The 14,090-nt window shown below is 48.4% G+C and carries 10 protein-coding genes and 1 pseudogene; 8 read left to right on the top strand and 3 right to left on the bottom strand.

The window, feature by feature from the left end; genetic code table 11:
• Together CAG65_RS02810 and CAG65_RS02805 are read left to right on the top strand one after the other, a co-directional pair.
• Nucleotides 1-220, top strand: a 220-nt coding sequence (locus CAG65_RS02810; RefSeq protein WP_161452024.1) for a hypothetical protein, incomplete at its 5' end; no start/stop codon positions are given.
• A 162-nt stretch (nucleotides 221-382) separates the two neighbouring features.
• Entirely contained in the window at nucleotides 383-2,146 is a 1,764-nt protein-coding gene (locus tag CAG65_RS02805; protein WP_161452022.1) for a hypothetical protein, read from the top strand.
• Here CAG65_RS02805 and CAG65_RS02800 read toward each other — a convergent pair.
• A complete protein-coding gene (locus tag CAG65_RS02800; RefSeq protein ID WP_040902549.1) occupies nucleotides 2,134-3,018 on the bottom strand; it encodes a LysR family transcriptional regulator in 885 nt (294 codons plus the stop codon). The genes CAG65_RS02805 and CAG65_RS02800 overlap by 13 nt on opposite strands.
• 160 nt (nucleotides 3,019-3,178) lie before the next feature.
• On the opposite strand from CAG65_RS02800, the gene CAG65_RS02795 reads away from it, so the two are divergent.
• The 6 genes and pseudogenes from CAG65_RS02795 to CAG65_RS02770 all read left to right on the top strand — a co-directional run bounded on the left by CAG65_RS02795 (nucleotide 3,179) and on the right by CAG65_RS02770 (nucleotide 10,502).
• Entirely contained in the window at nucleotides 3,179-3,574 is a 396-nt protein-coding gene (locus CAG65_RS02795; protein ID WP_021705183.1) for a RidA family protein, read from the top strand.
• Between the two features lie 95 nt (nucleotides 3,575-3,669).
• Nucleotides 3,670-5,130, top strand: a complete 1,461-nt coding sequence (locus CAG65_RS02790) for an aldehyde dehydrogenase family protein (protein WP_161452019.1) — start codon at nucleotides 3,670-3,672, stop codon at nucleotides 5,128-5,130.
• A gap of 70 nt (nucleotides 5,131-5,200) precedes the next feature.
• Nucleotides 5,201-6,187, top strand: coding sequence for a membrane dipeptidase (locus CAG65_RS02785; RefSeq protein ID WP_161448197.1), 987 nt, complete (start codon nucleotides 5,201-5,203; stop codon nucleotides 6,185-6,187).
• Between the two features lie 215 nt (nucleotides 6,188-6,402).
• Nucleotides 6,403-7,908 (top strand): annotated as a pseudogene (locus tag CAG65_RS02780) (BCCT family transporter); the annotation flags it as partial.
• 102 nt (nucleotides 7,909-8,010) lie between these two features.
• Entirely contained in the window at nucleotides 8,011-9,750 is a 1,740-nt protein-coding gene (locus CAG65_RS02775) for a hypothetical protein (RefSeq protein ID WP_161452015.1), read from the top strand.
• Nucleotides 9,747-10,502: a DUF3726 domain-containing protein gene (locus CAG65_RS02770; protein WP_021705188.1), complete on the top strand. Its 756-nt coding sequence runs from the start codon at nucleotides 9,747-9,749 to the stop codon at nucleotides 10,500-10,502. The genes CAG65_RS02775 and CAG65_RS02770 overlap by 4 nt, the downstream gene beginning before the upstream one ends.
• Before the next feature lie 168 nt (nucleotides 10,503-10,670).
• On the opposite strand, the gene CAG65_RS02765 is transcribed toward CAG65_RS02770, so the two are convergent.
• Together CAG65_RS02765 and CAG65_RS02760 are read right to left on the bottom strand one after the other, a co-directional pair.
• Nucleotides 10,671-11,876, bottom strand: a complete 1,206-nt coding sequence (locus CAG65_RS02765; RefSeq protein WP_021705189.1) for a DEAD/DEAH box helicase — start codon at nucleotides 11,874-11,876, stop codon at nucleotides 10,671-10,673.
• Nucleotides 11,877-11,967: 91 nt separating this feature from the next.
• Nucleotides 11,968-14,013 carry an ATP-binding protein gene (locus CAG65_RS02760; RefSeq protein WP_021705190.1) on the bottom strand — a complete coding sequence of 682 codons (2,046 nt, stop codon included), beginning with the start codon at nucleotides 14,011-14,013 and terminating at the stop codon, nucleotides 11,968-11,970.
• Between the last annotated feature and the right edge of the window lie 77 nt (nucleotides 14,014-14,090).

Here is a 14,090-nt window from a genome sequence, read left to right as displayed (position 1 = left end):
AGCATGGAGTACTCACACATCTGGGAACCTGAAACTATTTGGTTTTATTTCTCTGGGGTCATTTGATGCGGGGGCTTCTGGTAGCAGCTATGAGCAGGGGGCAACCAACAATGAGTTTACACTGACGTTCAGCCCGTCTCAGGAAATTTTGACCGTACCTGAATTCCAGCACCAAGGCTTCGTTATCGCAGGAGCGGTAACTAACCCTGGTTCGAAATAGTCGCAGTGTCTTGACTATCGAACTGCCACTTAGACGTTAAGGCTGGAGGAGATATTCTCCAGCCTGTTTTCCGTTTTTGTTAATAGTAAGTACACGACAGATATTGAGCAAAGGTATCGTTTAATACCTCCAGATTGGTGGGTGAGAACAAGGAGAAATCCAATGTTTACTCGCGGTTTAACCCTTTGGTGTATTTTAGGATGGCTGATTACGTTCAGCGCCTATACGCAAGTGCCGTGTGAGGTTGAATCTGCGGGGTACGACCATGCTTGCATGCAAGGTGTGCAGCCAATCAAGCGTGAAGTGGGAACGAACACGGCACTGAGGAGCGACACGGATTACGAGGCTCTGGGTGGATACTATCAATATGTAACCCAAGAGTTTCGCAAAGTGTTGCCTCCGAGTCTGGATGATGATGTGGCGGTGGTACTGGATCCTGAATATGCTCGTTTCCCATATTGGTATGTGAACGAAAACCTGATTTTTAATCAATACACTTATGAATATGTTAGCTCGCGAGTGTTGCCTGGGCCTGTTTTGGGTACGGTAGAGTTATCAGAGGGTAATGGCTTTACCAATGCCTACATTCAAGTCCTGTCCGGAACGACCTACCATTTAAGTATCTGGCAACAAACGCTCTTGTCTCAACAACAGAAATCACTGGAACAACTCAGCAATAACATTGTGCAAACATATGAGCAAATTTACGGTGTGATCACTGACGCTCAGATCGAAAGTGCAAACACAGCCCTCACCGAGTTTCAGGTTGGGATATCCACCAAGTTGGATTTTGTGTTCACCTATGTCATTGGCTACCTTTGGAGTGCACGTGATCAACAGAACCTGGCACCTCTCAGTTTTACCCAGTTGGTTAACTTGCCAAACCTAATCAGGTATCTGCCCGAGATGCCCTCAGACGGAGCGATACTACTGCCTACAATAACGCTGTATTTTCATCTGTATTCCCGGGTCAAAGCGGTAAACGATACGTTGCAAGTCAACACTAATGCGCTAGAACAAACACTGAACAATGCGCAGCACCCTACACATGCCAACGGTGGGGTTGAAGTGTTCGATCCGGTGAACGGAAAAGTCTCGCCAAACCTGTTGCCAGGGTATGCGATAGGTTTGTCATTGGCAGAAATTCAAAACGCACTCAGTGATAAAAGCCGGGTGATCAGCCTGAGCTTTACTGTCAGTTCGGACTCAAAACGTCAACAGACGACAGAAGCGGGGGCTTATCCGATGCAGGGTAAAGTTATGTTCTCGAACGACCAAGGTCAGGCAGTTAACCTGGGGGAGATTGCATCGGACGGAAAAGTCACGATTGATGTCGTATACCAGGGGTATATTTACGTGCCGATATTCAGAGCAGATTTCAGTTCCAGTTCGGCAAGTGGCTGGTTTTATAGCAACCCTATCTGGCAAGCCAGCCAAAACTGTGGACGAGCGGTTACAGGCTATCATTTCGTTGTCCCACCGCCTTTTAATTTCAGTGAACTTGCTCAAGGGGGCGACTTCGGTACGTTAAGCGGGGTATTGATTGCAAACTCGCCGCAAGTGACGATATCGATCCAGCCTTCATCGACAGCGCAAGGAGAGATCAAGTCGATGGCTGACAGTTTGGGAGTGGGGAGTATACGGATTGAAGGTGTACCTTTGGTCGGACGCCTCAATCAGCGTTTTCACCACGTCAGTGTGACGTTGCCCAAAGAGAAGTCATCGGGTGAGCCGGTATATTTTGTCGTCACCGATTCACAAGATGACGATGACGAGAAGTCAAAACCGGTCACGGTGCCAGCGGAGATGCAGATGGCGGACGTATTACTGGCCTCCGTACTGTATCCGGGAAGCCAGGAAGATACAGTATCCGCAAAATGCGAGAATGAAAAAGGAACGAGCCTGGCGCAAGGTTATTCACTCTGAAGCTGCAGATAGTGGACGCACAAATCTTGAAACGCTTTCGCTTGTGGTGAGATTGTGCGGTCATTCAAAGTGAAAATGCCAATCTGCCTTTTTAAGGGCGGATCGATAAGCGGGATCCATACGAGGCGAGTTTCGTTGGTCGGAAACGCCAGTTTCGGCAGTGTGGTGATACCTATCCCTAATTCCAGAACAGAGAATAATGAGGTGATATTTTCGACGGAGTAGAGCGCTTGCGCACTCAAGGCTCGAGCCGGTGTTGGATCAAGTAAAGTGCATGTTCCATTTCTAATAAAAGGTTGTTTTAACAGAGTCTGCCACTCAATACCTTCTGGATGATTGGCGATAGGGTTGTCTTTTAAACAAACAACGCCAATCGGATCGGACAGCAGCGGTGTAAACTCGATAGTCCTGTCATCCAGGTGAGATGGATTACCGAGTGCTAAGTCGACCTCTCCGGACAACAGACGGGCTTCAACCCCTGATGCGTTGTCGTCAATCAAGCTCACTTCAACATTTGGAAACTGTTCACAGAACGCGCCTAAAACACTAGGAATAAGCTTGGCAGCTACGGAAGGTACGCTAGCGATACGGACCCGGCCTTGCTGACCAGCGGCTGCGGCCTTCAAATCGTTATCCAGTGCATTGTAGATGTTCAGAAACTGAATGATCTTAGGCAAACAGATTTCACCGAAGGGTGTCAGCTTGGATTTATTGCCCGGCTCAAATAGAGTTTGCCCGAGGAGTTTTTCCAGTTCTTTGATGGATGTTGATAACGCCGCCTGGGAACGGTTTGCTCGATGGGATGCGGCGCGAAAGCCGCCTTCTTCGACCACCATCACAAAATGCTTTAATTGTTGAAGTTTGATACTCACGATAAAAACCTTAGTAATCCCTTTATTTATCTTGTTGTTAATAGTGGTGATAGATTTTTCTTATCAAATGTAAGAAATTTACCGTTCGATTTATCACGTGTCAATGTGCAGCATTTAACCATCTTGAAACATAGTTTTTACAAAGGTTGAAAGGCACGTAATGACTTCTACCCACAAATACTCAGTTAAGACAGCGCTGTTTGCGTCTAAAGCGCCATTGGAATGGGCCATTGTTAACAATGGCACCTTATATACTGCCCAAATCCCAATTAATGAGTCAGGTGCTGTCGTGGAAGGCGGTATCGAAGCCCAAACTCGTCAAACCTTCAATAATTTGGTTCACACACTGGAATGTGCAGGGGAATCGCTCGACTCTGTCCTGCAAGTACTGATTTATGTGACCGATCGTGAGTATCTGAAAACCGTTAACCATATCTACGCCGAATACTTTGAAGCACCTTACCCAAATCGTGCTGCCATGGTCGTAGCGGGGTTGGCACGCGAAGAAATGCTGGTGGAGTTTGTGGTGTACGCCTCAGCAAGCCAACCAGAGTAGAGAACAATAATCAGAGCCTCATGTTTAGGCTTTACCAGTGAGATTAGTGGGTTGGTGGAAAGCCACCGAACGTCAGGAAGAATAAGGACAGAGCAATGACTTTTATCAATAATGTTCAAGCAGACAGATCTCTTTACATTGCAGGTGAATGGCAAGCTGGTGTCAATGCCATTGCCAATATTAACCCTTCAGACATCAGTGAAAACTTAGGTGACTTTGCTCAGGCGAGTGAAGGACAAGTTGAACTAGCCATTCAAGCAGCGAAAGTCGCGCAACCAGAGTGGGAAAAAACGCCGATTGAACGCAAACAAGCGGTTCTGCAGGCGATTGGGGATGAGCTCATAGCACGTTGTGATGAGCTTGGTACGCTGCTTTCGCGTGAAGAAGGTAAACCTTTTGCTGAAGGCCGCGGTGAGATCTATCGCGCGGGTCAGTTCTTCCAGTATTTTGCGGCGGAAGTGCTGCGTCAAATTGGTGATAACGCAGCTTCTGTCCGTCCAGGCGTCTCCGTTGAGGTGACTCGTGAAGCCGTTGGCGTTATCGCCATTATCTCTCCCTGGAACTTCCCAACCGCGACTGCTGCTTGGAAAATCGCGCCAGCGCTTGCTTTTGGCAATAGCGTAGTATGGAAGCCCGCCAATCTGACTCCGGCAAGTGCGGTTGCGCTGACGGAGATTATCCATCGTCAAGGCTTGCCTGCAGGCACATTCAACCTTGTCTTGGGCAGCGGTTCGCAAGTGGGCAACACGCTTATCAACTCGAAAGATATACATGGCGTGAGCTTTACCGGTTCTGTCGATACCGGACGTAAAGTCGCTGCCGCGACTGCACCGAATTTTGTACGTTGTCAGTTAGAAATGGGCAGTAAGAACGCGCTGGTGGTTGCCGATGATGCAGACATCCGGATCGCTGTCGAAGCGACCATTGCAGGCTCTTTTTCTGGTGCTGGTCAGAAGTGTACTGCGTCTTCGCGTTTGATCGTTATGGACGGCGTTCACGATGCTTACGTTGAAGCGCTGATCAAACGTATGAGCGAACTAAAAGTCGGTCATGCGCTAGAAGAAGGCATTTTTATGGGGCCAGTGGTTGATGGTAACCAACTGAATGCCAACTTCGAATGGATTGAGAAAGCTAGGCAAAGTGGCGCTGAGTTGGCATTTGGTGGAGAGCGTCTGCATCTGCAACACGAAGGCTTCTACATGTCACCGACGCTTTTCCTTAATACACAAAACCACTGGGAAGTGAACCAAGAAGAAGTGTTTGCACCAATGGCGAGTGTGATTCGAGTGTCTGATTTGGAGGAGGCGATTGCCGTGGCGAACGATACTCGCTTTGGTTTGACGGGCGGCATTATTACTCAAAGTCTCCGCAACAGTGCCATCTTCAAGCAACAAATACAGACAGGTTGTGTCATGGTCAATCTGCCTACTGCGGGCACGGATTATCACGTGCCGTTTGGTGGTCGCAAAGAATCAAGCTTTGGTCCACGTGAACAAGGTCAGTATGCGAAAGAGTTCTACACCGTGGTGAAAACCGCTTATCAACGTCCTTACTGAGTAATTGAAATAGGGTAGCTGAGTATTTGTCTACCCACCTTAAAGGCTCATCAACGTTTAAGGAGTGGTTATGTACCAACAACGGATTGTGATTGACGGATTGCAGTACTGCAATTGGGATCGAGAATACTTTCAAACGCTGAAGGCAAGCGGCATTACAGCTGTGCATGCCACGATTGTCTATCACGAAAATGCACGAGACACCCTCACTCGCTTTGCTGAATGGAATCTGCGCTTCGAGCAAAACGCAGACTTGATTATGCCAATTCACTCGATGGCAGATGTAGAGAAAGCAAAAGCAGAAGGCAAAGTCGGTGTCTTCTTTGGTGCGCAGAACTGTTCTCCCATTGACGATGAAATTGGCTTAATTGAGGTCATGCGCCGTCAGGGCTTGCTGATTATGCAATTGACGTACAACAACCAAAGTTTGTTGGCGACAGGGTGTTACGAGCAGAACGACTCTGGCGTAACACGATTTGGAAAGCAAGTCATCGAAGAGATGAATCGTGTTGGTATGATCATCGATATGTCACACAGCGCAGAGCGATCAACGTTGGAAGCAATTGACTTTTCGTCTCGTCCAATTTGCATCAGTCACGCTAACCCAACTTTTGCTCATGATGCACTGCGCAACAAATCCAACACTGTCATTAAGGCTCTGACCGAGCGCGGTGGATTGATCGGCTTTAGCTTGTACCCATTCCATTTGCCGAATGGTAGCCAATGTACGCTAGAAGATTTCTGCCAGATGGTTGCAAAGACCGCAGACCTGTTTGGGGTAGAACACCTGGGTATTGGTAGTGATCTTTGTTTAAACCAACCACAACAAGTGCTTGAGTGGATGCGTAATGGCCGTTGGTCAAAAGCAATGGACTACGGCGAAGGGGACGCAAGCAATGCGGGTTGGCCTGATGCGCTGCCTTGGTTTAGCGGTAGCAAAGGAATGGAAAATATTTACAACGGCTTAAAGTGCCATGGATTCAGTGAATCCGAGGCAGGAAAAATCCTGGGTGAAAACTGGTTTAACTTTTTGAACGAAGGGCTAGACGCTAACTAGGTTGTGTAACCCAAGTAAACATGGAGTAGCCCGCTCAAAAAATAATAACAAGGCGGGTGTTAACGTCACTTTTTGCAGCCGTTATGGCCGCTGCAATTAACCTCTGGAGTCAGAGTATGTCTGATTTAACCAATAGCATGAAAGCTTCTGCGATGAGTGTGTCATCGCAGAAGCACCCAGCGCAACATTGCGACACATCAGGAACAGTAAATTCACCAGATAAGTTAGGGTTGAGCAATCCTGCGCTATGGTACAGCGGCGGCTTTATTGCTCTGTTTGTTGCCATCGCACTCTATGATGGTGAACTGCTTTCAACCCTCGTTAATGCGGGTTTTGCATGGTCGGTGAAAGTCTTCGGTCCGTATTGGCAAATACTGCTTCTTCTCACTTTTCTTATTGGTCTTGGCTTGGCTGCAGGGCGAACAGGCAAGGTGATTTTAGGTGGAATAACGAAGCCTGAAATGGATGGTTTCCGTTGGATGGCCATCATCTTCTGTACGCTTTTAGCAGGCGGTGGCGTATTTTGGGCGGCGGCAGAGCCTATCGCGCATTACGTGAGTCCACCACCTTTGTATGGTCCGCAAGACAATCCTCAGCAAGCTGCTATTAACGCGTTGTCACAGTCGTTTATGCATTGGGGGTTCCTGGCATGGGCAATCGTTGGCAGCTTAACCTCTATCGTGGTGATGCACTTGCACTACGATAAAGGTTTGCCGCTAAAACCTCGTATTTTGCTTTATCCAGTATTGGGTGAGAGAGCGCTAAAAGGTCAAACGGGGGCATTGATTGATGCGTGCTGCATCATCGCGGTAGCAGCGGGGACAATTGGCCCAATTGGATTCTTAGGCTTGCAGGTTAGTTACGCGTTAAATGCGTTATTTGATGTTCCCGACGGCTTTACCACACAACTGATCATCATTCTGTTTGCGATTGTGCTGTATACCGTATCGGCTTTGAGTGGTCTAAATCGTGGTATGCAAATGCTGAGTCGGTACAACGTGATCTTAGCAATGGCATTGATGGTCTACATTCTGCTGTTTGGTCCAACAGACTTTATATTCAATGGTTACATTCAAGGTGTTGGTACCATGCTAGATAACTTCATTCCAATGGCGACTTATCGTGGTGATGAAGGGTGGCTGAGCTGGTGGACGGTATTCTTCTGGGGCTGGTTTCTGGGATATGGACCGATGATGGCGATCTTTATTGCTCGTATCTCTCGTGGCCGCAGCATTCGCCAAATCATTTCTACCATCAGTATTGTTGCGCCACTGACCACTTGTTTCTGGTTCACCATCGTTGGTGGGTCGGGCTTGGCGTTTGAAATTGCGAACCCAGGTAGTGTAAGTACGGCATTTGAAGGGTTTAACTTACCAGGCGCGTTGCTCGCTGTTACTCAACAATTACCAATGCCGATGCTGGTGTCAATCTTGTTCTTGATTTTGACTACCATCTTCATCGTAACTACGGGTGACTCGATGACGTACACCATCAGTGTGGTGATCAGTGGTGAGACGGAGCCAAATGCCATTATTCGTACCTTCTGGGGGGGGGCAATGGGCATCACGGCACTGATTCTTATATCGCTCGGCTCTGGTGGCGTTTCCGCCTTGCAGTCCTTCATCGTGATAACAGCGGTTCCAGTGTCGTTAATCTTGTTGCCATCACTTTGGAATGCTCCGCAGATCGCCATCAAGATGGCTAAAGAGCAAGGGCTATAAATTCTTAAAAATCACATTCAATAACGTGGAGCTTGTGCGGGTGTCTCCTCTTGTACCGGTACAAGTCTAGATTCTTACAATAAAAAATAGGTGGTGAGCAAAATGGATGCACATCGTTCTACTTACACTGAAGTAAAACTTCGCGATGCCGATATTGTGATGGCACCAGACAGGCTAGGCGCTATGCACCAGAACCGAATCAGCTTTGTCCGAAGCTTGATTCGAAAAATGGCGAGTCAAGAGTGGCAAGTGAGCAAACATGAGTGGCAACTGTGCCCACGTGGATTTGGTCATGTGATCTACAAATTGGTGACTCCAGCACACGTTTACCATTTGGTGGTGTTTTGTGACGAAATTGCCGATGAAGAGCGTAATGACCGAGTCATTGCCGAAAAATGGGACGTGACTTTTGCCCTCGTGAAGGGTGACGTCAATGTAGAGCTTCTAGAGCAACTCAGAGACAATGTACCATTGCAAGAGGCCGGACGTAACCCGAACAACGTGTTGGTTCTCGCACGTGCGAATAAGAGTGTTCGTGTATTTGAACACATTGTTCGCGCGTTATCAAAAGGAGAACAACCAGAACCTAAAGAGCTCGCAGACGTCGGCTACATCCTACGAACCACCGCGGTTTATGGTAATGGCAAGTTTGGTATTGCCGACTTCAAATTGCTGGAGAACAACCCAGACTTTAGTCAGTCTTTCAGTGCGCAAATGTGTGCGGTTTACATGCTCAGAGAGTTCAGCCTTGACTGGGTGCATTACCTGGCTTATCAACAGGGCGGAGGCAACGCCATTACGCTTCATAAAGGCTTGCAGCGCTATCTTGGTGTGGGCAACGCGACAGGTTTAGGCATGGCGCCATATTTGATCAACCACCCATGTGTTGTCGATCAATGGATGACATCACGAGAGCGTGCCATTGCGAACGTACTGGCACAGCCATGTGACGCCGTAGCGTTAGAGATGCCTCTGCAAACGTTACTTTCAAAAGCACAGCGCCACTTGGAACAAGTGGTTACGATCAACACACATCAAGATAAACTTAACCATCAGGCGAAAGAGGACATCAAAACGTTACAAGTCAATTTGAATGCGTTGATGGTCGCGCATTCAAATTGGGCGAGTTTAATTGAGCAAACCTCCACAATGAGTTTGGAGGCCCAAGAAATCCTAATATCATGTTTGATTGAACTCTACCCAGCTTTGGTTGATGAATTTGAAAACCAAATGAACACTGACGAGTCACTTTCGATCCCCGGGGGAAAAAGTGTTCAGGATGTTCTGCAAGTGCTAGAACACCGATATCGCTGGTCGATTGACGCCGATTACTCGCTACCGGAGAACAACTATTGGTTTTGGTACCGATCGCAAGATAAAGAAGAGCCAAGACTCGGTGTTCGTGGAGAAGAGATTGGAGAAGAGCGAGAACTGCCACTCGATATTGGTCGACAAGTAAACCGTCTTTACCGCACGCTACAAAAATGCCAATCAGAAACGTCATTAGCGGAGTTCTTGCTGAAAAAGCCTCAATACCGTGCGATTACGCGTCGGGTGTGGACGCTTGGCAATCGTGCCATGGGTGATATCCAAATGAACGTACTCCGTAAAGATGCGTTACCAATGCATTTGCTTCGCTGTAAGTTGGCCATTTTCGGCGCGACAAAGTTTGACCCGCGCTCAGACCGCTGGGTCCGTGTGACCTTTTTCCAAGGCGCCCCGTTACTCGATGAAATTCACGACCCGAATTACACCGATACATGGATTTTCCCAATCATGCCAGAACGAGGGGATATCGAGCGAAGCAACAATCAAAGAATCGATGGAGGTGTTGCATTATGATTGTCTCTCACAATGAGCTGGTTGCTGCGGTAAACAGAGCGTTCCTTGGTATGCGCCGCCACTGTGGCGAAGCGGATTTAATCGCCAACATGGTAGCGGATCTGCAGATGGTGGGATTAGGTGGTGTCAGGCATTTTAATAATGCCAGTACGTTTCTCAATCTGGATTCAGACTGCGCTGTCTCCATCAACAAGCACACAGAGTCGAGCATTGATGTTTCGCTAAACAACAGCAGCGTAGCGTGCCATCTGCCTGTGGTATTAGATTTTGCACTGGAGAAAATGATCAACAACAAATCCGCAACAATTATACTTCGCCAATGCCACAACCGCTGGCTGGCTTACAGCGAACTGGTAAAACTCTCCTCGAAGGGGATTGCATGCCGCGCTCAATGGGTGAATGGTTCCAGCCCAAAGCGAACCTTGTATGTATTGAACCGAGGACACGTTGCTCCAGAAGTGTTTTTCTCCGAACAGGTGAATGAGGATCATGGCGCTGATTCTCACAGCATGATCATAGAGCTGTCGGTGTATGATTTCGACATCGAGGTAAGCTCACAGGGATACTCCACTCATATCGAAGGGGAAGAGCTCAATCTCGTGCAAGCCGAGTCTTGGGAAAAAGGCATATTTGTCGACGATGCCGAATGGGAAGTATTGAAACAAACGGCGACGGTTTTTCTGGTTGAAAACAGCGAACGCTCAATTCAAGGCGCTGGGGAACAACAGACGTATAACCTGATGGCTAATTGAGCCACGAAGATGGTACCGTGACACAAAGTGGGCGAATAGCAGGTTTGTGGTCATAAGCTGCTTGGAAGAGAAACGCCAGCGAGTGCCGGCGTTATCGAAAGATCCTTACTGCTCTGAACGGCGTGATGGGCCTTTTCTTCGGCGAGGTGGACGAGAGGGCATATCTGCTTACTCGCTGTTCTTATTCGTCGATTGGCGCTTGCTTTTAGGTACGTAGTTAAGGATTGAGATTGGCACTTCTTTGCGCGGTTTAAACCCTTCAATCTCGCGTCGCTCGATCAAATGACCCAGACGACTTTCGATCATGCACAGGTTTTTGAAGTTGTCTTTTGATACAAAAGACACCGCTTCCCCTTGCGCGTTTGCGCGCCCGGTACGACCGATACGGTGAACGTATTCATCAGCAGGGTAAGGTAGATCGTAGTTGACAACTCGCGGCAGATCTTCAATGTCGATACCACGTGCGGCAACACCGGTCGCGACGAGAAACTTCACCTTACCTTGTTTAAAATCGGCCAGTACTTGTTCGCGAATGGCCTGGCTACGGCCACTGTGGAAAGCCTCAGCTTCAATGCCTCGTTTCTCAAGTTGAGACACCAGTTTCGCAGCACCGTGTTTGGTCTCGATAAAAATCAGCGTCTGCTGCCAGTTAAAGTGTGTGATCATATGCGCCAATAAGCTGGACTTCATGTCTTTATCCACCGTCACCAGCCATTGCTCAATATTCGATTTGGAGGCGCTGTGCTTCGCGATCGTAATTTCTTCCGGGTGGGTAATGGCGGATTTCGCCAGATCGCGTACAGGGTTTGACAAAGTCGCTGAAAACAGCAGATTTTGCACATCTTCAGGCAGGCGAGCGATAATTTTATTGATGTCTTCGATGAAGCCCATGTCTAACATGCGGTCGGCTTCGTCCAGCACCAGCACTTCAACTTCATCAAAGTGGACCGCTCGTTGACCGTACAGATCGATCAATCGGCCTGGTGTTGACACCAGAATATCCACACCGTCGATCAGGCGTTGCTTTTGCACCTTATCATCAACGCCACCGAACATCGCCATCGACGTGAGGTTAAGGTACTTCGCATACTGTTTGATGTTGTTATCAACTTGGATCGCGAGTTCCCGTGTCGGTGCCAGAATCAGTGCCCGAATGCGTTTTTTACGTTGGGTTTCAGCTTCGCTGAGTCGATCCAGAATAGGCAAAACAAAACTGGCGGTTTTACCGGTACCGGTTTGAGCGGCGGCGATCAGGTTTTTACCGGATAAGACAATCGGAATAGCTTTCTGTTGGATTGCCGTCGGCTGTTCGTAACCAAGGTCAGTGACCGCGTTTACCAGTGTTTGTTTAAGGCCAAGTTTTGAAAATGACATGGGAATCCCGGATTTGACGAGTAACGATCAGGATCAGTTGGATAAAAGTACTGAACCCGGTTAAGGGCGCGTATTCTAACACGCTGACTCTTTATGCCAATTGAAACTTCAGCAGGAATGTCATGCCGCCTGCCGGATTGAGTGCTGCGGAAATCTCACCGCCTAAATCACGCATGTTGTTGGCCGAAATGGACAAGCCAAGTCCGAGGCCTTCGCCCATCTTTTTGGTGGTGCTAAATGGTTCAAATATCGTCGCCAACTGTGAGGGCTCAACCCCACAACCGTTGTCTGTGATCTGTACTTCAAGTGTGGTGTTGGTCTCGCTGACTGAAACCGTCAGCTGAGGAGAAGGGGACACAGCCATGGCATCAATGGCATTCGATATCAAATTTCCCAATACCTGACGCAGGCGTTGCTCTTCCCCCAGCACATCAGGAACCTCGGCCGGTACGCGGATTCGTACATCAATGTTTTCGAGTCTCTGCTGATAGATGCGCAGCACTTCCTGAAGTGCCTCGCTAAAGGAGATAGCTGACAGCCGTTCTGGCTTGTTGTAAGCGAACGTTTTGAGTTGTCGGGTCATGTTTGCCATCCGGTCAATCAGCTTATCCATCAAACGGTTATTGGCTTCAATCATTTTTTTATCGCCGCGTTCCATCAACAGTGTGTTGGTGGTCATCAAGGTTCTTAATCCTGTAAGCGGCTGGTTCAGTTCGTGAGTGACGGCACTGGACATGCGCCCAAGCGCGGCCATTTTACTCGCCTCGATCAGCTGCGACTGCGCCTGTTTCAGAGCCTCAGTCCGTTCTTCCACCCGCAAGGAAAGCAGGTCATTGGCTTCTCGCAGTGCTTGTTCCGCCTTTTTCCGCTTGCTGATGTCCGAGACCGTGGCGAGGTAATGTTGTTGGCCGTGAAGTGGAAAACTGGTGAGGGAAAATAAAACAGGGAACAAGGTTCCGTCACTTCTTCGGGCGAGCGTTTCAACACCACTGATCTCCGCCAGCTCGCGGTGTTTATTCAAATCACGCAGTAAATTCAGCGTGGTGGAGCTGTCATTACCCGTATCGAATAACTCCCATGAATTCAGGGCGCGGATCATGTTGTCTGACAAGACAAACAGGCGCTTGGCCATCGGGTTGATGTCAATGATCTGGCCTTCGCCGTTAAGCAATAACAGACCAACTTGGGTCTTGTTGATCATCTGATTTAATCTTTGTTCTGATTCGGTGATCAGTTCCTGAATTCGTTGTTGGCTGATTTCTTTTTGCCGGCGTTGGAAGCGGATCACACCAAGCAGGAAAAACACCAGCATAGCGGTAGACACAATCCAGCCCACCGCCGCCGAAAGTTGATTAATGGGAGCGGTGGGAGAGAGGTAACTCAGTTGCCATTTGAGATCATCAAGACGTACGGTTTGTGCAAAGTAGGCCTTACCATCCAATACCCAGCGGGTCACTTTGCTACCCTGATACAAGCGATCTTGTTGAATTTCGACCTGATTTAGTGGTTCATTGAGCCAGTCTGCGGTGTAGGTATTGCTGCTGGACAAGAAAAAGCGATTGAGATGGTTTTGCAGCAAGATGATGTCCTGGCTGGTTAACCACTGTTCGGTCAGCAGCCGCAAATCGAGTTGAACCACGACAATGCCTGCGATGGTCAGGTTGTCAAAAACCGGTGCTGCCAGATAGTAAAACGGGCTGGCTCCCCGGGTTTTGCTCACCAAAGACGTGCCTTCCCCCTGAGTTTGGATTTGTTCGACAATTGCACGGCGATCGGACAAGCTAATGTGCTCGCCGTCTAGGCTTGCCGAAAGAATGTTTCCCTGATCGGACAATATGTACCAGCCTTTAGTGTTGGCGGCTTTATCCAGTTGAATCAATTCTTGTTTGAGATCACTGGCATTGGCTCCCGTCCCACTAACCAGTGCGAGGGTATCGGCATTGTTGGTCACCAGATAAGGCAGGTGATAGAAGCGTCGCAGAGCACGGCGTATGTCACCGATGTAATTGAGCAGATTCTGCTGTGAATCGTATTGTGCCTGTTGTGTCAGCCATTGACGCGCAATCTCTTTACTGCCCCAGTGAGCCAGCCAGACAAAGATGGCGGCGACGAGAATCCACATCCATTTGCGTTGCATTATCGTTTTCCACCCCAATCAAGATTCGTACCCAGATTGCTTGCTTTGTTATTGATATTAAACCTTACTAAGTAAGA

This window comes from Vibrio sp. V39_P1S14PM300 (assembly GCF_009904765.1).
In the GTDB taxonomy this organism is placed as follows: Bacteria; Pseudomonadota; Gammaproteobacteria; order Enterobacterales; family Vibrionaceae; genus Vibrio; species Vibrio proteolyticus.
The sequence above is the reverse complement of the archived record's forward strand: the minus strand, read 5'-3'. Positions and strand labels throughout refer to the sequence as shown.